Here is a 21,341-nt window from a genome sequence, read left to right as displayed (position 1 = left end):
CGGCCTCCTACGCCGCGACGAGATACGAGAAGACGGACTCGAGGGACTCGTCCGACGGTGAGACCGTGAGCAGACGGATGCCGTGGTCCCGGGCGACCCTCGGCAGCAGTGCCGTGAACCGGCCGAAGTCGACGGCCTGGATGCGCAACGCGCCCTCGGCCAGGTCCACCTCGATCCCGGCGGTCGACGGGTCGGCGATCAGCGCGGCGGCCAGGGCCCGGTCGTCGCTGGAACGCACCAGATAGCGGTGGGGGCGGTCGGTCATCAGCCGGCGGATGCGCCGGAAGTCGCCGCTCGCCGCGTGCCGTCCGGCGACGATCACCTCGATGTGGGCCGCCAACTGCTCGACCTCTTCGAGGATGTGGGACGAGAAGAGCACCGTGCGGCCCTCGTCGCCCATCCGCCGCAGCAGGTCCATCAGCTGCATGCGCTGGCGCGGGTCCATGCCGTTGAACGGCTCGTCCAGCAGGAGCAGCGACGGTTCGTGGACCAGCGCCGACGCCATCTTCACGCGCTGGCGCATGCCCTTGGAGTACGTCGAGATCTTGCGGTCCTGCGCGTACTCCATCTCGACCGTGGCCAGCGCGCGCTGGGCGGCCGCCGCGCCGAGGCCGTGCAACTCGGCGTTGGCGACGACGAATTCACGACCGGTGAGGAAGTCGTACATCGCCTCGCGCTCGGGAACGATGCCGATGTGCTTGTAGATCTGCTCGTTGCGCCACACCGGGGTCCCGTCGAGGGTGACGGAGCCCGTGGACGGGGCGAGGAAGCCGCCCATCATGTTGATCAGGGTGGACTTGCCGGCGCCGTTCGGGCCGAGCAGGCCGGTGACACCGGGGCCGATCGTCATCGTGACGTCGTTGACCGCCACCACGTTGCCGAACCAGCGTGAGACGTGGTCGATGTTGAGCGTGGTCACAGCCCGACCTTTCGGTAGCGGCGCATCAGCAGGCCGTAGGAGCCGGCGATGAGACCGAGGACGACGAGGACGTAGAGGGCGCCCTGCCCGTCGGAGGGACCGTGCCCGCCGGGGAAGGCGGAGGTGGCGCCCAGGAAGGCCGTCTGTACGCCGTCGATGAGCGTGATGGGCGAGAAGAAGCCGAGCCAGGGGACGACGTCCGAGCTGTTCTGCTCGGTCGCGATGGCCTGGACGACGGACACCGCGCCGTAGGAGATCGTCAGGACGGCGATGACGGCCGCGATGCCGAAGCCCCGCCGCGGGGTGACCGCCGAGATCACCAGGCCGATGCCGGCGAAGAGGAGCGACAGCAACGCCACGGACACCAGTCCCTGTGCCAGTCCCTTGGTCTGGTCGGTGAAGTCGAGCTTGGCCAGCAGCGCGCCGACGTAGAGCACGAGCAGGGGCACCGCGGTGAGGATGAAAAGCGCCGAGGTCAGCGCCGCGAACTTCGCGCGGACGTAGTCGGCGGTCTCGATCGGGCGCGAGAAGTACAGCGGGACGGTCTTGAAGCGCAGGTCGCGCGAGACGGACTGCGGTGCCTGGGAGGCGACGTACAGGCCGATGACGGCCTGCATGATGACCGCGTAGTCGGTGTACTTGACGGGCAGGTCGTTGGCCTGGGTGGCCACCGAGACCGCCACCATGATGGCCGCCGGCACGCACATCACCGCGAACAGCAGCATGGGCAGCACCTTGGACTTGGCCGAGCGGCCCAGTCCGTACGCGCCGCGCAGGGACTGCGAGTACAGCGAGCGCCGGGCGTAGGCGCGGCCGAGGCGGGGGCCGTCGTAGGAGCGGTAGCCGATGTTGTGGATACGGCTCTGCTCGCCCGTGCGGGCGGGCTGTCCGCCGTCGAGGGACGGTGCCGGTGCACCGTGCTGCTCAACCGCCATGGCCGACCGCCTCCTTTCCTGCGTCCTGGGCGCTACGGGTGCCCTGCTGCTCGTCGTTGTCCTGGAAGACCTCCGCGATCTGGTGCCTGCGCTGTTCCATGCGGACCAGGCCGAGGCCCAGGTCGGCGACGACGTCGCGGATCAGGTCGTAGGTCTCCTCGCCCTGGGCGGTGAGCAGCAGGATGTGCCCGGCGCCCGGGAGGCCGCTGCCGTCGGAGACGGTGACTCCGCGCGCGTGCAGGGCCTTCCGCAGGGCGCCGGTGCCGTCCGGGTGCTCGTCGCTGTCGGTGACCTCGATCGCGAGGGTCGCCGTGCTCTGGGTGAAGTCCCTGGTGGAGCTGGACCGCAGGAGCTTGCCGCCGTCGACCACGACCACGTGGTCGCAGGTGCGCTCCAGCTCACCGAGCAGATGGGAGGTGACGAGGACGGAGATGCCGAAGTCCGTGTGGATGCGGCGGATGAGGCCGAGCATCTCGTCGCGGCCGACCGGGTCGAGGCCGTTGGTCGGCTCGTCCAGGAAGACCAGCTGCGGATCGTGCACCAGGGCCTGGGCGAGCTTCACCCGCTGCTTCATGCCGGTGGAGTAGCCGCCTATGGGGCGGTACCGCTCCTCGTACAGACCGACGTGGCGCAGGGTGTCCGCGGTGCGCTCGCGGGCGGCGGTCGGCGGGAGTCCGGACATGCGGGCCATGTGCACGACGAACTCGGTGGCCGAGACGTCGGGCGGTAGGCAGTCGTGCTCCGGCATGTACCCCACGCGCTCGCGGATGGCGCCGCCCTTGGTGGCGACGTCGAGGCCGAGCACCTCGGCCCGGCCCTCCGAGGCGGGGGACAGACCCAGCAGGATTTTGATCAGTGTGGACTTGCCGGCGCCATTGGCACCGACGAGTCCGGTCACACCGGGTCCGATGTCCACGGAGAGCCGGTCAAGAGCGGTCACCCTCGGGAACCGCTTGCTCAGGCTTTCGGTCGCGATCACAGTCACGATTTAGACATTAGGGGCGCGGGCCGCCGCGGTCGTCACCCCGCAGGGCGGTCTGCCCTCACCCTCGAGTCGTACGGGCTCCTAGGGGGTATCCACCGCCGGTCCCCTTAGGGGTCACCCTGAGGTCGAACACCCGGACGGAGCCGGAGCGTGCGCGGTCGGCCGTCCTGAGGGGTAACGACCGGCGTCGCGGTTTCGTGCCCGTGTCCGCTTCTTCCCTCACCCCCGGCCTTCTCGACGCGCCGACCTGCGCCGCCGGCCGGTTTTCCACAGCCGTGGCGCACCCCGTTGACGCAGCCATCAATCACTGGCACATTCATTTACGTCACATTCCGAACACGGACCGTGGTCGACGGGAGCGGGTGGAGCGGTGACTGCCGAGGGCCGAGGGGGAGACATGACGAGTGCGGCGACGCTCGACGGTGCGCGGGAGCGCAGGGTGCGCGCGGACGGAGTCGAGTTGAGCGTCGCCGAACTCGGCGATCCCGAGCGGCCGACCGTGCTGCTCGTGCACGGCTATCCCGACTCCAAGGAGGTCTGGTCCGAGGTCGCCGTACGGCTCGCGGAGCGCTTCCATGTGGTGCTGTACGACGTGCGCGGCCACGGCCGTTCCACCGCGCCGAAGCCGCTGCGCGGCGGCTTCACGCTGGAGAAGCTGACGGACGACTTCCTGGCGGTCGTGGACGCCGTCAGCCCGGACCGCCCCGTGCACCTGGTGGGACACGACTGGGGGTCGGTCCAGGGCTGGGAGTTCGCGACGGTCCGACGCACCGAGGGGCGCATAGCGTCCTTCACGTCGATGTCCGGCCCCTCCCTCGACCACATGGGGCACTGGATCAAGCGGCGGGTGAGGCGCCCCACCCCGCGCCGGATCGGCCAACTCCTGGGCCAGGGCGCCAGATCCTGGTACATCTACGTGCTGCACACCCCCGTGCTGCCCGAGCTCGCCTGGCGCGGCCCCCTCGGCAGGTGGTGGCCCGGCCTGGTCCGAAGAGCCGAGAAGCTGCCCCACGGCGACTACCCGAGCGCGTCGTTGCCCACCGACGCCGCGCACGGCGCCTGGCTGTACCGGGACAACATGCGCACGCGTCTGGCCGACCCCCGGGACGACGCGCACGCCCATGTGCCCGTGCAGCTCATCACGCCCCTGGGCGACCAGTTCCTCTCCGAGCGGCTCTACGACGACCTGGAGTCATGGGTTCCGCGGCTCACCCGCCGTACTCTGCCCACCAAGCACTGGATCCCGCGCACGCGGCCCGATCAGCTGACCGCCTGGATCGGCGAGTTCGTCATGGCGACCGAGGCAGGACGCCCGGCGCCGAGGGCCACCGGGAAGCACACGGAACGATTCGGCGGGCAGTTGGTGCTGGTCACCGGCGCGGCCAGCGGCATCGGCAAGGCCACGGCCCTCACGTTCGCCGAGGCGGGGGCACGCGTCGTCGCCGTCGACCTGGACGCCGAGGGAGCGGCTCGCACCGCCGAGTTGTCCCGGCTGGCCGGCGCGCCCGCGGCCTGGGCGGAGCGGGCCGACGTCTCGGACGAGCAGGCCATGGAGAAGCTCGCCGAGAAGGTCGCCACCGAGTACGGCGTGGTCGACGTGCTGGTGAACAACGCCGGGATCGGACTCTCCGGACGCTTCCTGGACACCACCGTCGAGGACTGGCGCAAGGTCCTCGACGTCAATCTGTGGGGCGTGATCCACGGCTGCCGGCTCTTCGGCAGACAGATGACCGAGCGCGGCCAGGGCGGGCACATCGTCAACATCGCCTCGGCGGCGGCCTATCTGCCGTCCCGGTCGCTGCCCGCGTACAGCACGTCCAAGGCGGCGGTCCTGATGCTGAGCGAGTGCCTGCGCGCGGAGCTGTCCGGGCAGGGCATCGGGGTGTCGGCGATCTGTCCCGGCATCGTCGACACCGACATCACCTCGACCGCGCGTTTCGCGGGTGTCGACGCCGACGAGGAGAAGCGCCGGCAGGGCAGGGCCGCGAAGCTCTACGGCCTGCGGAACTACCCGCCGGAGAAGGTCGCGGAGGCCGTCGTGCGCGCGGTCGTCCGGAACCAGGCGGTCGTCCCCGTCACCCCGGAGGCCCGCGGCGGACGCTTCATGGCCCGGTTCACCCCCCGAGCTCTGCGCGCGCTCGCCCGCCTGGAGCCGCCGCTGTGAGTCCCGATGCCGAGAAGGACGAGCGGGCCGACGCACCGGCCGGGGCCGTGTATCGCATCGACGACCTGGCGCACCGCAGCGGCACCACGGTCCGGACGATCCGCGCCTACCAGGGCCGCGGACTGCTCCCCAGCCCCGAGCGGCGCGGCCGCGCGAACGTGTACTCCGACGCGCATCTGACCAGACTGCGCCAGATCGCCGACCTCCTCGACCGCGGCTACACCCTCGCCTCCGTCAAGGAGTTGCTGGAGGCATGGGACACGGGCCGCGGTCTCGGCGGGGTGCTGGGCCTGGCCGCGGAAGTGGAGGGGCCATGGACCGACGAGGAGGCCGTCCGCATCTCGCGGGCCGAGTTGGTCGAGCGGTTCGGCGGCGCCCTCGACGAGACGGCCGTGGCGGACGCGGTCGACCTGGGCGTGCTGGTGCCGGTGCCGGACGAGGAGGACCTGTTCCTCGTGTCGAGCCCCCAAGAGCTGGGTGTGGCCGCCGAGTTGCACGCCGCGGGCGTCCCGCTGTCCGTGATCGCGGGGCACCTGAGGGAGTTGAGGGGGCAGGTCGAGCACATCGCCGCTCGTTTCCTGGAGTTCACCACCGAGCACGTGTTCGCTCGGTACACCGGATCGCACCGGTCACCGACGGAGGACGACGCGGTCGAAGCGGCGGCACTCGTACGGCGACTGAAGCCGCTGGCCCAGCAGACGGTGGACGCCGAACTCGCGCGTGCGCTACGGCGATCGGCCACCCGCCGGCTGCGTCGGCACCTCGGTCCCGACACCGGGGCCCGGCCAGGGGAGGAGTCACGTTCCGTGCTGATCGCGGCGTCCACGATGCGAGCCGTGGAAAGCCTGGTCGGTCCGGATCAGGTCGCCGCGTTCGTCACGGCGGCAGCCGAACGCGAGGTGCAGTCACGCACCTTGGACGCACTCACAGCACATAGGAGGGAAACAAGATAAATTGACCAATTACCCCCAATCCGATGGATCGTTGTCCACAGAATCTCCAATTCCCCTGTGGATAACTACACTTGGCTGTGGATCAAACATCCGCATCAAAATCAAGTGCGTGACGCGGGTCTCGCCAGGCACGCTGGCGAGATGAACGAACGACGTACCGTGAGAGTGTCGAAGTACCTCTCGAAGCACCTGCGGCATCAGCCGGAGCGGATCGGGCTCACGCTCGACGACGGCGGCTGGGTCGGGATCGACACGCTCATGGAGGCGGCCGCCGCCCACGGCTTCCCCATCACCAGGGCCGAGCTCGACCATGTGGTCGAGGCCAACGACAAGCGCCGCTTCGCGGTCGACGGCGATCGGATCCGCGCCAACCAGGGCCACACCGTCGAGGTCGACCTGGGCCTCCCCCCGGCGACCCCGCCCCCGTACCTCTACCACGGCACCGTGGCCGCCTACCTGGGCGCGATCCGCGCCGAGGGACTGCGCGCCATGAACCGGCACGACGTGCACCTCTCACCCGACCGGGAGACCGCCACCCGCGTCGGCGCCCGCCGCGGCCGCCCCGTCGTGCTGTCCGTGGACGCGGGCGCCATGCACCGCGACGGCCACGTCTTCCGCGTCAGCGACAACGGGGTGTGGCTGACCGAGGCGGTCCCACCCCGTTACCTGCGCTTCCCGGAGCCGCACTGAGCGGAACCAACCGCCCGGTGCCCTTACGCTCGGGGTATGAGTCTGCGTCTGAGCACCGTGATCCTGCCGTACCTCCGCTGGCACGAGGGCGGCCGTGACACCTGGCAGCGGGCCGAGCAGCTCGGGTTCCACACCGCGTTCACCTACGACCACCTGTCGTGGCGGACCTTCCGGGACGGGCCGTGGTTCGGCGCCGTGCCCACCCTGACCGCGGCAGCCGCCGTCACCGACCACATCCGCCTGGGCACGCTCGTGACCTCGCCGAACTTCCGGCACCCCGTGACCCTGGCCAAGGAACTGATCTCCCTCGACGACATCTCCGGCGGCCGGCTCACCCTGGGCATCGGTGCGGGCGGCACCGGCTTCGACGCCACCGCGCTGGGCCAGGAACCGTGGACGCCGCGCGAGCGCGCCGACCGTCTCGCCGAGTTCGTCCCCCTGCTCGACCGGTTGCTCACCGAGGACTCCGTCTCGTACGAGGGCGACCACTACTCCGCCCACGAGGCCCGCAACATCCCCGGCTGCGTCCAGCGGCCCCGGCTGCCCTTCGCGGTGGCCGCCACCGGGCCGCGCGGAATGGGGCTGGCCGCCCGCTACGGACAGGCCTGGGTGACCACCGGCGACCCCAAGCTGTTCGAGACGGGCACGCCCGAGCAGTCGGTCCACGCCATTCGCGGACAGGTCGAGAAGCTGGCCGACACGGCCGCCGCGGTCGGCCGCGACGCGGCCCGGCTCGACAAGATCCTCCTCACCGGTTTCACCCCGGACCGAGGCCGCCCCCTGGAGTCGCTCGACGCCTTCGTGGACTTCGCGGGCCGGCACGCCGAGCTGGGCATCACCGACCTCGTGATCCACTGGCCGATCCCGGACTCGGACTTCGCCGCGAACGAGAAGATCTTCGAGCGGATCGCCATGGAGGCCCCGGCCCAGTTGGCGTGAGCGCGCCCCACCGCCCCGCGCTCACTCACCTGTGCGGGCGCCCGCACGACCGTGCGCGCATATGCGCGACAATGGGCTCCGTGACCTCAGCGACGCGACAGCCCGAGACCCCGGCCCCGACCGTCCCGCTCCGGCTCATAGCCACGGACCTCGACGGCACCCTGCTCCGCGACGACAAGTCGGTCTCCCCCCGCACCGTGGCCGCCCTCGCGGCCGCGGAGGAGGCGGGCGTCGAGGTCTTCTTCGTCACCGGCCGCCCGGCCCGCTGGATGGACGTCGTCAGCGAGCACGTCCACGGTCACGGCCTGGCGATCTGCGGAAACGGCGCCGCCGTGGTGGACCTGCACGGCGGCCCCGGCGCCCACCGCTTCGTCAAGGTCCGCGAGCTGGCCCGCGAGAACGCGCTCGACGCGGTGCGGCTGCTGCGCGAGGCCGCCCCGGGCACGGTGTACGCGGTCGAGCAGACGTACGGCTTCAACCAGGAGCCCGACTACCCCAAGCTCCACATGGAGGTCCCCGACGTCCTGGCGCCCGCCGAGAAACTGCTGGCCCCGGGCGGTGTGGCCGATCACGAGCCGGTGCTGAAGATCCTCGCGTACCACCCGACGATCGACCCAGACGACTTCCTCACCACCGCGCGCATCGCCGTCGGCGACCGTGCCACCATCACCCGCTCCAGCCCCAGCGCCCTGCTGGAGATCAGCGGACCGGGCGTCTCCAAGGCCAGCACCCTCGCCCTGTGCTGCGCCGAGCGCGGTATCTCCCACGAAGAGGTCGTCGCCTTCGGGGACATGCCGAACGACGTCGAGATGCTCACCTGGGCGGGCCGGTCGTACGCCATGGGCAACGCGCACCCGGACGTCCTCGCGGCGGCCTCCGGCCGGACCGTGGCCAACAACGACGACGGTGTGGCGGTCGTGATCGAACAGCTGCTGGCGGAGCGGCTGTAGCCGAGACCTCCGGCGCCCGCGCCTACAACGTCACCCCGTGCTTCCGCAGCCACGGGACGGGGTCCACCCCGGAGCCCAGCTCCGGGGTGACCCGTACCTCGAAGTGCAGGTGCGGTCCGGTGGAGTTCCCGGTGGTCCCCGACTGACCGATCCACTGACCCGGGCGCACCCGGTCCCCCTGGTCGACGGTGACGGCGGCGAGGTGCGCGTACTGCGTGAAATAGCCGTCCGCGTGCTCGACGACGATCTCGATACCGAAGGCGCCCCCGCACGACACCTTCACCACACGCCCCGCACCGACCGCCCGCACCGGGGTGCCGATCGGCACCGCGAAGTCCTGCCCGGTGTGCCGACTGGCCCAGCGCTCACCGCCGCTACCGTAGCCCGCGGAGAGTTCGTACGTGGCCACCGGGGCGACCCACGCGCCCGACGGCTCGCCGTCCGGCTGCTCCAGGCGGACCGCTCCCCGGCAGGATCCGGCCGCGACCGCTTCGTCGGCCTGGCCCTGAAGTGTCCACTGCGCCACTTCGAGCTTCTGCTCGATCGCCTTCTTGATCCCGGAGAGCCCGGTCCTCCACTCCTCCAGCGCCCGCCACGCCGTGGCCGCCTCCGCCTCGTCCGCGGCGAGCCGCGTCTCCGCGCGACGGCTCTTGGACACGGCGTTGTTGACGGCCAGATCGGCCTGCCAGGCCGCCCGCTGACCTCGCATCAGCTCCTCGGGGTTCTCCGCGAACAGCATCTGCGCGGTGTAGGGCACCCCGCCGCCCTCGCGGTACTGGGCGCGCGCGATCCGGCCGAGGTCGGCGTCGAGCACGGCGATCTGTTTCCGCTCCCGCGTGAGCAGCCTCTCCAGCCGCTTCGTCCTCGCCTTCTGTGCCTCCGCCGCCCGCCGCCCCGCCTCGTACCGCTGCGTGGCCACCGCCGCTTCCTCGAACAGCCGCGCCACCTGGGCGCTGATGCCTTCCTCGGCGGGCGCGCCCGATGACCCGCCACGATCGCTGTCGGCCGCCGTCGGCCGGGCCACGACGGTGGCCGAGGCGCACAGCACCACGGCGACGAGCAGCGAGTGTCGGCGAGAGAAGCGCATAGCAGCGATCGTGGCCCTGCCCCGCGCCGTAGTCCTGTTCGAGTCGTACGGCCGGGGGACACTCTGCCCCGGACGGGCCAAGGAATGGAGCCGAACAGGGTCTGTGCGGTGGGGCGTTCGGCGTGGACGCTTGCAACCGGGTCGGACCCGTATCGAACGGGCCCGACCGGCAGGACCACAGCGGCCTACCGGACACCGCACCGAACGTCGGGAACCGCCACGGGAGCTTCGGCGCGGCCGCGAGGTGGTCAGACGCCGGCCAACAGTTCTCCCGCCGCCTCCCGTTCCAGCATCTCCCGCAAGGGGCCGTCCACCAGGGCCAGTTCCGCGTAGGTCCCGCGCTGTGCGACGCGGCCCTCCGCCAGCACGACGACTTCGTCCACCGCGTCGAGGCCGGCCAGCCGATGGGTGATCAACAGGGTCGTACGGCCCTCGGTCGCGGCCAGCAGGTCCGCGGTGAGCGCGTCGGCCGTCGGCAGGTCCAGGTGCTCCGCGGGCTCGTCGAGGACGAGGACGGGGAAGTCGGCCAGCAGCGCGCGGGCGAGAGCGAGCCGCTGACGCTGGCCGCCGGAGAGCCGCGCCCCGCGTTCGCCGATCAGGGTGTCGAGCCCGTCGGGCAGTTCGTCGGCCCAGTCGAGCAGCCGTGCCCGCGCGAGCGCGTCCCGCAGCTCCGCCTCGCCGGCGCCCTTCCGGGCGAGCAGCAGGTTCTCCCGCACCGAACTGTCGAAGAGGTGCGCGTCCTGGGCGCACAGCCCCACGAGCCGCCGTACGGCGTCCCCGTCGAGCGTGCCCGCGTCCACGCCGCCCAGCGTGTAGGTCCCCTCGCGCACGTCCAGGAACCGCAGCAGTACCTGCGCGAGCGTCGTCTTGCCCGCCCCCGAGACACCGACCACGGCGATCCTGCGGCCCTCTTCGAGGGTGAGGTCCAGCCCGGTGAGCGCGTTCCGGTCCTGCCCGGCGTACCGAGCGCCGAGCCCTTCGAGCCGCAGCGGGAACGGCGACGCCGGCGCCTCGGCCGACTCCGTCGGTTCGCGTACGGGGTCCGGTGCGTCGAGCACCTCGTACACGCGCTCCGCGCTCCTGCGCACCCGCTGGCGGAACTGGACGGCGAGCGGCATCCCCAGGACCGCCTCGAACGCGGCCAGCGGGGTGAGCACGACGACGGCCATGGCCACACCGTTCAGCCGCCCGTCGACGACCGCCTGTGCGCCGAGGAGCGCGGTGGCGGCGACGGTGAGCCCGGAGACGAGCGCGGTGAGACCGTCGCCGAGCGCGGTGGCCGTGGCGGCTCGGGAGGCGATCCGGGTGAGGTCCTGGTCGGCCCGGCGCGCTTCCGCCCTGCGCACGGGCAGGGCGCCCGCGACCGCCAACTCGGCGGTGCCGGTGAGGAGATCGGCCACGCGGGTGGCCAGCTCGCCACGCGCCGGTGCGAGTCGGTGCTCGGCTCGCCGGGCCACGGCACCGGTCACGAGAGGAACCCCGGCCCCCGCGGAGAGCAGGCCGGCCGCCAGAACCGCTCCCGCCTCGGGCAGCAGCCATGCGGTGAACCCGACGGAGGCGGCGGAGACGGTCATCGCGGCCCCGGCGGGCAGCAGCCAGCGCACCCAGTAGTCCTGCAGCGCGTCCACGTCGGCGACCAGCCGGGAGAGCAGGTCGCCCCGCCGGATCGTCCGCAGTCCGGCGGGGGCGAGGCGTTCCAGTCGCCGATAGACGGCGACCCTCGTGTCGGCCAGCATCCGCAGCACGGCGTCGTGCGACACCAGCCGCTCGCTGTACCGGAACACCGCACGCCCGATGCCGAACGCTCTCGTCGCCGTCACCGCGACCATCAGATACAGCACCGGAGGCTGCTGCGAGGCCCGTGAGATCAGCCAGCCGGAGGTCGCCATCAACCCGACCGCGCTGCCCAGCGCGAGGCTCCCGAGCAGCAGCGCGAGGGCGAGCCGGCCCCGTCGCGGCGCGGCCATCCGGCGGACCCGGGTCAGAACGTCTCCGCTCTGCCCCAGTGGCAGGTCTTCCGCAGGCGGCATCGGCTCCGACGCCTCATCCAACGCCTCGGGCCGTTCCGGCCGAGCGGACGCGGCGACCGTGCGATCGCGCTCGGCGGCCGGCGCCGCCCCGCGTCCCGTGGCCTCCTCCAGCCGCACCACCCGGTCCGCCACCCCGAGCAGTGCCGGGCGGTGGACCACCAACAGCACCGTCCGGCCAACCGCCAGCCGCCGTACCGCCTCGACGACCTCCGCCTCGGTCTCCCCGTCCAGCGAGGCCGTCGGCTCGTCGAGGAGCAGCACGGGCCGGTCGGCGAGGAACGCCCGGGCGAGGGCGAGGCGTTGGCGCTGCCCGGCGGAGAGTCCGACACCGTCCTCACCGAGGACCGTGTCGACCCCGGCGGGCAGGGCGTCCACGAAATCGAGCGCTCCCGCGTCGGCGAGCGCCCGCCGTATCGCCGCGTCGTCCGCGTCCGGTCGGGCCAGCCGTACGTTCTCCGCGATGGTCCCGGCATACAGGTGCGGCCGCTGCGGCACCCAGGCCACCTGCGATCGCCACGCGTCCAGGTCGAGCGAGGAGAGATCGGCTCCCCCGACCCGCACCGAACCGGCCGTCACCTCCGTGAACCCCAACAGCACGCTCAGCAGGGTCGACTTGCCCACGCCGCTCGGCCCGACGAGAGCCACCGTCTCCCCGGGGGCCACGGTGAAGGAGACGTCCGAGACGGCTTCGTACGACCGACCGGAATAGCGGACGGTCACCCCCTCGAAGCGCAGCTCGCCCGTCAACGGCACCTCCCCGGCCCCGGCCGCCGGCACCGGTGTCTCCAGGACCTCGAAGATCTCCTCGGCCGCCGCGAGCCCCTCGGCGGCCGCGTGGAACTGGGCGCCCACCTGCCGGACCGGCAGATACGCCTCGGGAGCCAGGACGAGGATGACCAGACCTATGTACAGGTCCATCTCGCCATGCACGAGCCGCATACCGATGGTGACCGCGACCAGCGCGACCGAGATCGTCGCGAGCAGTTCCAGCGCGAAGGACGACAGGAAGGCGATCCGCAGGGTCCGCATGGTCGCCTGGCGGTACTCACCGGTGATCCGCTTGATCGACTCGGCCTGCGCCTTGGCCCGGCCGAACACCTTCAGCGTCGGCAGACCGGCGACGACATCCAGGAAGTGCCCCGACAGCTGCGACAGCAGCCGCCACTGACGGTCCATCTGCGAGCGGGTGGCCCAGCCGATGAGCACCATGAAGACCGGGATCAGCGGCAACGTGCCGACGATGATCGCCGCCGACACCCAGTCCTCGGTGACGATCCGCGCGAGAACCGCGACGGGCACGACGACGGCGAGACCCAACTGCGGCAGATAGCGCGAGAAGTAATCGTCGAGCGCGTCGACCCCACGGGTGGCGAGGGCGACCAGCGAACCGGTGCGCTGCCCACTCAGCCAGCCGGGCCCCAGGGCGGTGGCCCGTTCCAGCAGCCGCCCCCGCAGCTCCGACTTCACCGCCGCACTCGCACGGTGCGCGGCCAGCTCGGTGAGCCAGGAGACCAGAGCCCGGCCGAGCGCCACCGCGACCAGGAGCAGGAGGGGAGTACGGAGTTCGGCGACCGGCATCCCGTGCTGGAAAGCACCGACCACCACGTCGGCGATGAGCATGGCCTGCGCGATGACGAGCGCGGCTCCCGCGACACCCAGTCCGACGACGACCACCAGGAAGAAGCGAGTGGCGCGCGCGTACCGCAGCAGTCGTGGATCGATCGGTTTCACGTGAAACACCCTCTTCTCAGCAGGCATGTTTCACGTGAAACATGCCTCTTCGGCCTGAGGAGGGGTGTTTCACGTGAAACATCGTCAAACACCCCTCAGCACCGGGACTCAGTGCACCGACTCGGCGATGTGCTGCGTACCGATCCGCTTGCGGAAGACCCAGTAGGTCCACCCCTGGTAGAGCATGACCACCGGGGTGGCGATGGCTGCGCACCACGTCATGATCTTCAGGGTGTACGGGCTGGACGAAGCGTTGGTGACCGTGAGGCTCCAATCCTCGTTCAGCGAGGACGGCATGACGTTCGGGAAGAGCGTGAGGAAAAGCATCGCGACGGCGGCCACGATCGTGACCCCCGACAGGGCGAACGCCCAGCCCTCGCGCCCCGCCCGAACCGCCACGAGTGCCACCACCAGCGCGGCGACCGCCACGACCGCGGCGACCAGGGAAGCGCCGTCGCCCTTCTCGATCTGCGTCCAGAGCAGGAAGAGAAGCGCCACTCCGGCCGTCACGGCACCTATCCGCAGGGCCAGCGTGCGCGCCCGCTCTCGGATGTCTCCCACGGTCTTGAGGCCGACGAACACCGTCCCGTGGAAGGTGAACAGCGTCAGCGTGACCAGACCGCCCAGCAGGGCGTACGGGTTGAGCAGGTCACCGAGGCCGCCCACGTACTCGAAGTCGCGGTCGATCTTCACCCCGCGCACGATGTTGGCGAAGGCCACACCCCACAGGAAGGCGGGGAGCAGCGAGGTCCAGAAGATCGCCGTCTCCCAGTTGCGCTGCCAGCTCTCCTCGGGCCGCTTCACCCGGTACTCGAAGGCCACACCACGGACGATCAGGCAGACCAGGATGAGCAGCAGCGGCAGATAGAAGCCGGAGAAGAGCGTGGCGTACCACTCGGGGAAGGCGGCGAAGGTCGCGCCGCCCGCCGAGAGCAGCCAGACCTCGTTGCCGTCCCAGACGGGCCCGATGGTGTTGATGAGGACCCGCTTCTCCGGACGGTTCCGGGCCAGCAGTTTGGTGAGGACACCGACCCCGAAGTCGAAGCCCTCCAGGAAGAAGTAGCCGATCCACAGGACGGCGATGAGGACGAACCAGACGTCGTGAAGTTCCATGACTGTGCTCCCTTGGCCCGGTGCGGCCTAGTACGAGAAGGCCATCGGCTTGTCGGCGTCACGGGAGTCGCCGCCGATCTTCGTGGGCGGATTGAGGTCGGCCTCCGTCAGCTCGGGCGGCCCCGCCTTGACGTACTTCACGAGCAGCTTGACCTCGACGACGGCGAGGATGGCGTACAGCGTGGTGAAGACGAGCATCGAGGTGATGATCTCGCCCTGGGAGACCCCGGGGGAGACCGCGTCCTCGGTGCGCAGCACGCCGTAGACGACCCAGGGCTGGCGGCCCATCTCGGTGAAGATCCAGCCCCAGGAGCTGGCGATCAGCGGGAAGCCCAGGGTCAGCACCGCGATGCGCCAGTACCACTTGGTGAGCGTCGGACCGAGGGCTTTCTTCGGCAGCAGGACGAGATGCGGCACCTCGTCGTCGCCGACCCGCAGGTGCTGCGGCAACAGGAACTTCCGGCGGGTGAGCCAGAGACCGACCGCGCCGATCGCGACGGACGCCATGCCGAAGCCGATCATCCAGCGGAAGCCCCAGTAGGCGACCGGGATGTTGGGCCGGTAGTCGCCGGGCCCGAACTTCTCCTGCTCGGACTTGTTGACGTCGTTGATGCCGGGGACGTACGAGTCGAAGTCGTCGTTGGCGAGGAAGGACAGCAGGCCGGGGATCTCGACGGCGACCTTGTTGTGGCCCTCGTCGACGTCGCCGTAGGCGAAGACGGAGAACGGCGCGGGTGCCTCGCCGTCCCACAGGGCCTCGGCTGCCGCCATCTTCATCGGCTGCTGCTTGAACATGACCTTGCCGAGCAGGTCGCCGCTGATCGCGGTGAGCATGCCGGCGATCACAACGGTGACCAGGCCGAGGCGCAGCGAGGTCTTCATCATCGGGATGTGCTTCTTGCGGGCCAGATGGAAGGCGGCGATGCCGACCATGAAGGCTCCGCCGGCGAGGAAGGCCGCCGCGAGGGTGTGGAAGACCTGCGTCAGCGCGGTGTTCTGGGTGAGGACGAGCCAGAAGTCGGTGAGCTCGGCCCGGCCCTTCGCCTCGTTGATCCGGTAGCCGACCGGGTGCTGCATCCAGGAGTTGGCCGCGAGAATGAAGTACGCCGACAGGATCGTGCCGATGGAGACCATCCAGATGCAGGCCAGATGGATCTTCTGCGGGAGCTTGTCCCAGCCGAAGATCCACAGGCCGATGAAGGTCGACTCGAAGAAGAAGGCGATCAGCGCCTCGAAGGCGAGCGGGGCTCCGAAGACATCACCGACGAAGCGGGAGTAGTCGGACCAGTTCATGCCGAACTGGAACTCCTGCACGATGCCGGTGACGACACCCATCGCGATGTTGATCAGGAAGAGCTTGCCCCAGAACTTGGTGGCCTGGAGGTACTTCTCCTTCCCCGAGCGCACCCAGGCGGTCTGCAGGCCGGCGGTGAGCGCGGCGAGCGAGATCGTCAGGGGGACGAAGAGGAAGTGGTAGACGGTCGTGATGCCGAACTGCCATCGCGCCAGAGTCTCCGGCGCCAGAGCGAGATCCACGTCTTCTCCTTACATGCCGTGGCACTGCGGCAGTTTGTCCCGGGTGACACGCACATCTCAGGACAACCAGGACGCTTGTGAACGCGTTCACATTCACAAGCAATTATGGCATGCCCGTTCGAAGCGGGACCCCGGGGTCCCCGAAAAAGGCAAGGGGCCCGGAGAAGAATCTCCGGACCCCTGGTCGACGGCCCCGCAGAGCCGGTCGGGAACCCCGACTACAGCTCCTTGCGGAAGGTCTCCGTCACCTTCAGGAAGATGTCGTTGGCCTCGGTCTCGCCGATCGTCACCCGCACCCCCTCGCCCGGGAACGGCCGCACCACGACGCCGGCCTGCTCGCACGCGCCGGCGAACTCGACGGTGCGCTCCCCCAGCCGCAGCCAGACGAAGTTCGCCTGCGTCTCCGGTACCGTCCAGCCCTGCCCGCGCAGCGTCTCGAGCACCCGGTTCCGCTCGCAGACCAGTGAACCGACCCGGCCGAGCAACTCGTCCTCGGCGCGCAGCGAAACGACGGCGGCGTCCTGTGCGAGTTGGCTCACACCGAACGGCACGGCCGTCTTCCGCAGCGCGGCCGCCACCGGTTCGTGAGCGATCGCGAAGCCCACCCTGAGCCCCGCGAGCCCGTACGCCTTGGAGAAGGTGCGCAGCACACAGACGTTCGGCCGCTCGCGGTAGAACTCGACGCCGTCCGGAACCTCGACATCCCGCACGAACTCGCGGTACGCCTCGTCCAGCACCACCAGCACATCGCCGGGCACCCGATCGAGGAACCGCTCCAGCTCGGCGCGGCGGACCGCCGTGCCCGTCGGGTTGTTCGGGTTGCAGACGAAAATCAGCCGGGTCCGGTCGGTGATCGCTTCCGCCATCGCGTCCAGGTCGTGCACATCGCCCGGCGTCAGGGGCACCTGCACGGACGTGGCCCCGCTGATCTGCGTGATGATCGGATACGCCTCGAACGACCGCCAGGCGTAGATCACCTCGTCGCCCGGCCCCGAGGTCGCCTGCAGCAGCTGCTGCGCCACACCGACCGAGCCGGTGCCCGTGGCGAGGTCCGTGACCGGCACCCCGAACCGGTCCGCGAGCTCGCTCATGAGCCCCGTGCACGCCATGTCCGGGTACCGGTTGAAGGATGCGGCCGACCCCGTCACGCTCTCCAGCACGCCGGGCAGCGGCGGGTACGGGTTCTCGTTGGAGGACAGCTTGTACGCCACCGGGCCGCCCGCCGCGGCCGGCTTGCCGGGCTTGTAGGTGGGGATACCCTCCAGCTCGGCTCGCAGCTTGGGGCTCGTCTCGCTCACCGCAGTCCTCCTCGTCGACGTAATGCTTCTCACCTTATGAGGATTCGGCGCGCCTGCGAATGGCCTGTGGACAACCACGTCCGCTCCGCGCCCGCTCGGCGTCCACACCTCCAGCGTCACACCCGCCCCAGGGGCATCAGCGCACGAAGGGGTACGAATCAGGGGGCGCACTGCTCATGGACGTACGCGCCGGTGGCTCACGCCGTAGCGCGCATCACCCGTCCAGGTGAGTTGAGACCTCTTCGAAACATCGACAACTTGGCAGGCTCATGTGCGTCGACGCGTCACGTCCTGACATGGGATGGTTCAACTCCCTTGCAATACAAGGAAATTGCCCCTTGATGACCTTGCAGAAACGTGCCTGTCAACGAGTGCATATGCGTCCGCACTACCCCACCGCATGAGCCCTACTATCGGCTCGCCATGACAGCAGCAGGGAAGCACCAGGTGAGCCGCGCGGAAACTCCCCGCCGAGGCAGCCGGTCGGGCCGAGCGGGCATCCGGGACGTGGCCGCCGCCGCCGGAGTCTCCATCACGACCGTTTCCGACGCCCTCAACGGCAAGGGCCGGCTCCCGGACGCCACCCGACGCCATGTACGCGAGGTCGCCGACCGACTTGGCTACCGCCCCTCGGCGGCCGCCCGAACTCTCAGAACCGGCAAATCGGGCCTCATCGGCCTGACTGTGACCACCTACGGGGATGAACCTTTCACCTTCACCGAGTTCGCGTACTTCGCGGAAATGGCGCGGGCCGCCACCTCGGCCGCGCTGGCCCGGGGCTACGCCCTGGTCATCCTCCCCGCGACCTCGCGGCACGACGTGTGGTCGAACGTCGCCCTGGACGGCACGGTCGTCATCGACCCCTCCGACCACGACCCGGTCGTCAGCGAACTGGTCCGCCAGGGATTACCGGTCGTCTCCGACGGCCGACCGGCCGGCTCGCTGCCGGTCACCGCGTGGGTGGACAACGACCACGAGGCCGCCGTCCTCGGCATCCTCGACCACCTCGCTGACGCGGGCGCCCGCCGGATCGGGCTCCTGACCGGCACCTCGACGGACACGTACACGCACCTCTCCACCACCGCATACCTGCGCTGGTGCGAGCGCGTGGGCCAGGATCCTGTCTACGAGGCCTATCCGGCGCACGATCCGTGCGCGGGAGCCATCGCGGCCGACCGGCTGCTGGCCCGGCCGGACCGCCCGGACGCGGTCTACGGCCTCTTCGACCCGAACGGCACCGACCTGCTCGCCGCAGCCCGGCGCTACGGTCTGCGCGTCCCCGAGGACCTGCTGCTCGTCTGCTGCAGCGAGTCCACCGTGTACGCGACCACCGAGCCGCCGATCACCACGCTCTCGCTGAAGCCGCGCCGGATCGGCACGGCCGTGGTCCAGCTCCTCATCGACGCGATCGAGGGGGTCGAATCGGACCAACCGGTCGAGCAGGTGATACCGACGGAGTTGATCGTGCGGACCTCGTCCCAGCGGCGTCCGCCGCGTACGACGGTCAGCCCGCCACGATCACCCGAAGCGGGTTGACGCCCGACTTGAGGATCCGAACGGGGATCGGGCGGGGAGAGCCCCGCCCAATTCGGGAGAAAACCGCGGTGAACTGGGGCCCTGCGCCATTTCACCACCCCTGGGTCATCACACGGCGCGATCCGCATTCCTATGATGGGCGCACACACCGCGGGCCGCTGCGACCAGGCAGTCCGATGCGGTGCAGATGCGGGCGATGGTGGTGGAGGGGTCGATGACTCAGGGGGCCGGTCAGGGACCCGAGGTGCGGACGCCGACGGTGCGCGACTTCCGCGTGCCCGCGTACGTTCACGAGGCCGGTCCGTACGGACATTCCGCGGCCCCCGGCGAAGGCCCCGGGCCCGCGGAGGATCCCGAGGGCTACCCCGAGGGATACACCCCGACCCAGCGAGACCTTCCGGTGATCAACCGGGGCGACACCCTTCAGGTCGTGATCGACCCGGAGGCCGCGGCGGCCGAGCCTGCCTCCGACCGGCCGAGCCCGCTCTTCGTCGTCGGGGACGTCCACGGCTACCTGGACGAGCTCCTCGCCGCGCTCCACGAGAAGGGCCTCGTCGACGCCGCGGGCAACTGGTCGGCGGGCACCGCCCGGCTCTGGTTCCTGGGCGACTTCACCGACCGGGGCCCGGACGGCATCGGCGTCATCGATCTCGTGATGCGCCTGTCCGCCGAGGCAGCCGCGGCCGGTGGCTACTGCAAGGCCCTCATGGGCAACCACGAGCTGCTCCTGCTGGGCGCAAAGCGCTTCGGCGACACACCCGTCAACTCCGGCGCGGGCACGGCCACCTTCCAGGCCGCCTGGCTCCTCAACGGCGGCCAGAAGACCGACATGGACCGCCTCCAGGACCACCACCTCCAGTGGATGGCCCGTCTGGACGCCATGGAGGAGGTCGACGGCCACCTCCTGGTGCACTCCGACACCACCGCCTACCGCGACTACGGCGACTCCATCGAGGCGGTCAACGACACCGTCCGCGAGACCATCACACGCAACGACCCGGACGAGGTCTGGGACCTCTTCCGCAAGTTCACCCGTCGCTTCTCCTTCCGCGACGAGGGCGGCGCGGATGCCGTGCGCTCGCTGCTCGAGACCTACGGCGGCACCCGCATCGTCCATGGTCACAGCCCGATCCCGTACCTCCTGGGAGAGGTCGGCTCGGAGGACGGCGAGGACGGCACGGGCCCCTCGGTCAACGGACCGTACACCTATGCGGACGGTCTGGCCGTCGCCATGGACGGCGGTGTGACCATGGCCGGAAAGCTGCTGGTCCAGGAACTTCCCCTGCCTGACTGAGCCGTCGACGGGCAGGCGTACCCCGTCGGAAGACTTCGCCGGCCAGGGGCCAATTTCTTCAAACCCCCTGTCACCGCCTGCCGTCACCGCTCTACCATCGGCTTATCCGTAGCAGGCTCCCCTCCGTTTCTGCCCGACGGCTCGTCAGCATGCCGAGCCACAAGCCCTACGGAGCATCGGGGGATGCACATGAACAGCGTTCCGCAGCACCTGCTCAGTGAGGACCGCCAGGATTACGAGCGGATCCTCGGCGAGGCGCTGCGCTCCGCACCACACCGCCCGGAATTCGCCGCCGGCCTCCAGCGGCTCAACACCGAACAGCTGCGCACCATGGCCCTCAACGCCTCGGCGATCATCACAGCCGCCGCGGCGACCGAATACCAGTACTACGTCAAGGTGCGCGACGAGTTCCGCAGCCCGCCGTCGGCCACCACGCCCGCCACCGAGGGGACGGCCTCCGGCTCCAGCGAGCCGGACGGCTCCACGGTGAGCCTCGCCGCCACCATGGGCGAGGTCACCGAGGCGGCGGGGGCCGGCGCCGGTGCCGTCGCCGCGGTGCTCGCTCCTGTCCTCGCCGGAACCGCGGCAGTGCTCTTCCTGCTCGTGGGGTACGTCATGAAGGTGCTCGACCCCGAGCGGGCGATCGCCGAGACCCTCCTGACCACAGGGTGGGTCTTCGGCGCGGTCACCGCGGCGGCGATCCTGGTGGCCGCGGTCGGCCTCCTGCTGACCGCCCTGCGCAACAACGCCACCGCCCTCCTCGACGACGGAGTGCGCAGCGAGCTGAACGAGGAGTTGAACCGGGCCAGGGAGGCCTGGCGCGAGGCCCTCCTGGAGCGCGGCATCCTGCCGTTCCTCCGCGACGCCCTCGCGAACCCGGGTCCGGCGCTGCTGCTCGAGCCGGACCGTCCGGCCCCGCCCAGCCGCATGCCGCACCTCGGCTACAACCGCCCGAGCTTCAGCAGCAGCCCGGAGAGCGGCAGTGCCGGCTCCCGACCCAGCTACAGCAGCCCGGACTTCACCAGCCCGGACTTCGGCGGCCCGGAACACCAGCCGGACTGACGACCGGCCTCGGCCACCGCCCACCCGCGGCGGCGGGCTCTCCCGGCAACCGGCCGGCAGAGCACCGCTCGTCGCACGGGCGTCGCGATCCGCGCGGGCACACAGCCACCACGTCCACG

Annotated in this window: 16 protein-coding genes; 8 read left to right on the top strand and 8 right to left on the bottom strand. The window is 70.5% G+C overall.

The window, feature by feature from the left end; genetic code table 11:
• Positions 1-7 precede the first annotated feature (7 nt).
• The 3 genes from HW837_RS04275 to HW837_RS04265 are packed head-to-tail and all read right to left on the bottom strand — an operon-like array spanning position 8 to position 2,833.
• Positions 8-919, bottom strand: coding sequence for an ABC transporter ATP-binding protein (locus HW837_RS04275; RefSeq protein WP_045558462.1), 912 nt, complete (start codon positions 917-919; stop codon positions 8-10).
• Positions 916-1,854 carry an ABC transporter permease subunit gene (locus tag HW837_RS04270; RefSeq protein WP_045558463.1) on the bottom strand — a complete coding sequence of 313 codons (939 nt, stop codon included), beginning with the start codon at positions 1,852-1,854 and terminating at the stop codon, positions 916-918. The genes HW837_RS04275 and HW837_RS04270 overlap by 4 nt, the downstream gene beginning before the upstream one ends.
• Positions 1,844-2,833, bottom strand: a complete 990-nt coding sequence (locus HW837_RS04265) for an ABC transporter ATP-binding protein (RefSeq protein ID WP_045558464.1) — start codon at positions 2,831-2,833, stop codon at positions 1,844-1,846. Before HW837_RS04265 ends, HW837_RS04270 begins: the two co-directional genes overlap by 11 nt.
• A gap of 403 nt (positions 2,834-3,236) precedes the next feature.
• On the opposite strand from HW837_RS04265, the gene HW837_RS04260 reads away from it, so the two are divergent.
• The 5 genes from HW837_RS04260 (at position 3,237) to HW837_RS04240 (ending at position 8,535) form a co-directional block, all read left to right on the top strand.
• A complete protein-coding gene (locus HW837_RS04260) occupies positions 3,237-5,003 on the top strand; it encodes an SDR family oxidoreductase (protein WP_045558465.1) in 1,767 nt (588 codons plus the stop codon).
• Positions 5,000-5,956: a MerR family transcriptional regulator gene (locus tag HW837_RS04255; protein WP_193379349.1), complete on the top strand. Its 957-nt coding sequence runs from the start codon at positions 5,000-5,002 to the stop codon at positions 5,954-5,956. Before HW837_RS04260 ends, HW837_RS04255 begins: the two co-directional genes overlap by 4 nt.
• Before the next feature lie 141 nt (positions 5,957-6,097).
• On the top strand, positions 6,098-6,646 hold the full coding sequence (locus tag HW837_RS04250) for an RNA 2'-phosphotransferase (protein WP_045558467.1): 549 nt from the start codon (positions 6,098-6,100) through the stop codon (positions 6,644-6,646).
• Between the two features lie 36 nt (positions 6,647-6,682).
• Positions 6,683-7,585, top strand: coding sequence for an LLM class flavin-dependent oxidoreductase (locus HW837_RS04245; RefSeq protein ID WP_045558468.1), 903 nt, complete (start codon positions 6,683-6,685; stop codon positions 7,583-7,585).
• Between the two features lie 80 nt (positions 7,586-7,665).
• Complete coding sequence (locus HW837_RS04240) at positions 7,666-8,535, top strand: HAD family hydrolase (RefSeq protein WP_045558809.1); 870 nt, start codon at positions 7,666-7,668, stop codon at positions 8,533-8,535.
• A gap of 22 nt (positions 8,536-8,557) precedes the next feature.
• Here the strand turns inward: HW837_RS04240 and HW837_RS04235 are convergent, their stop codons facing one another.
• The 5 genes from HW837_RS04235 to hisC form a co-directional block, all read right to left on the bottom strand.
• On the bottom strand, positions 8,558-9,622 hold the full coding sequence (locus tag HW837_RS04235) for a peptidoglycan DD-metalloendopeptidase family protein (RefSeq protein WP_045558469.1): 1,065 nt from the start codon (positions 9,620-9,622) through the stop codon (positions 8,558-8,560).
• Between the two features lie 248 nt (positions 9,623-9,870).
• A complete protein-coding gene (gene cydD, locus HW837_RS04230) occupies positions 9,871-13,392 on the bottom strand; it encodes a thiol reductant ABC exporter subunit CydD (RefSeq protein ID WP_193379350.1) in 3,522 nt (1,173 codons plus the stop codon).
• Between the two features lie 99 nt (positions 13,393-13,491).
• Positions 13,492-14,496 (bottom strand): cytochrome d ubiquinol oxidase subunit II, encoded by a 1,005-nt coding sequence (gene cydB / locus HW837_RS04225; protein ID WP_045558471.1) that lies wholly within the window; start codon positions 14,494-14,496, stop codon positions 13,492-13,494.
• Between the two features lie 27 nt (positions 14,497-14,523).
• On the bottom strand, positions 14,524-16,032 hold the full coding sequence (locus HW837_RS04220) for a cytochrome ubiquinol oxidase subunit I (protein WP_045558472.1): 1,509 nt from the start codon (positions 16,030-16,032) through the stop codon (positions 14,524-14,526).
• Between the two features lie 218 nt (positions 16,033-16,250).
• On the bottom strand, positions 16,251-17,330 hold the full coding sequence (gene hisC / locus HW837_RS04215) for a histidinol-phosphate transaminase (RefSeq protein WP_093790324.1): 1,080 nt from the start codon (positions 17,328-17,330) through the stop codon (positions 16,251-16,253).
• A gap of 423 nt (positions 17,331-17,753) precedes the next feature.
• Here hisC and HW837_RS04210 point away from each other — a divergent pair, with 423 nt between their 5' ends.
• The 3 genes from HW837_RS04210 to HW837_RS04200 all read left to right on the top strand — a co-directional run bounded on the left by HW837_RS04210 (position 17,754) and on the right by HW837_RS04200 (position 21,222).
• Complete coding sequence (locus HW837_RS04210; RefSeq protein WP_078853520.1) at positions 17,754-18,866, top strand: LacI family DNA-binding transcriptional regulator; 1,113 nt, start codon at positions 17,754-17,756, stop codon at positions 18,864-18,866.
• 214 nt (positions 18,867-19,080) lie between these two features.
• On the top strand, positions 19,081-20,160 hold the full coding sequence (locus HW837_RS04205; RefSeq protein ID WP_045558475.1) for a metallophosphoesterase: 1,080 nt from the start codon (positions 19,081-19,083) through the stop codon (positions 20,158-20,160).
• 183 nt (positions 20,161-20,343) lie between these two features.
• Complete coding sequence (locus tag HW837_RS04200; protein WP_045558476.1) at positions 20,344-21,222, top strand: hypothetical protein; 879 nt, start codon at positions 20,344-20,346, stop codon at positions 21,220-21,222.
• Positions 21,223-21,341: the final 119 nt, after the last annotated feature.

Origin of the sequence: Streptomyces caniscabiei (genome assembly GCF_014930365.1) — a bacterium.
GTDB classification, from domain to species: Bacteria; Actinomycetota; Actinomycetes; order Streptomycetales; family Streptomycetaceae; genus Streptomyces; species Streptomyces caniscabiei.
This window is presented reverse-complemented; position numbering and strand designations above follow the sequence as displayed.

Coding starts and splice junctions, on each gene's coding strand:
- HW837_RS04270 (WP_045558463.1), bottom strand. CDS start 1,854: ATGGCGGTTGAGCAGCACGGTGCACCGGCACCGTCCCTCGACGGCGGA.
- HW837_RS04260 (WP_045558465.1), top strand. CDS start 3,237: ATGACGAGTGCGGCGACGCTCGACGGTGCGCGGGAGCGCAGGGTGCGC.
- HW837_RS04250 (WP_045558467.1), top strand. CDS start 6,098: ATGAACGAACGACGTACCGTGAGAGTGTCGAAGTACCTCTCGAAGCAC.
- cydB (WP_045558471.1), bottom strand. CDS start 14,496: ATGGAACTTCACGACGTCTGGTTCGTCCTCATCGCCGTCCTGTGGATC.
- HW837_RS04205 (WP_045558475.1), top strand. CDS start 19,081: ATGACTCAGGGGGCCGGTCAGGGACCCGAGGTGCGGACGCCGACGGTG.
- HW837_RS04235 (WP_045558469.1), bottom strand. CDS start 9,622: ATGCGCTTCTCTCGCCGACACTCGCTGCTCGTCGCCGTGGTGCTGTGC.
- HW837_RS04245 (WP_045558468.1), top strand. CDS start 6,683: ATGAGTCTGCGTCTGAGCACCGTGATCCTGCCGTACCTCCGCTGGCAC.
- HW837_RS04200 (WP_045558476.1), top strand. CDS start 20,344: ATGCACATGAACAGCGTTCCGCAGCACCTGCTCAGTGAGGACCGCCAG.
- HW837_RS04210 (WP_078853520.1), top strand. CDS start 17,754: ATGACAGCAGCAGGGAAGCACCAGGTGAGCCGCGCGGAAACTCCCCGC.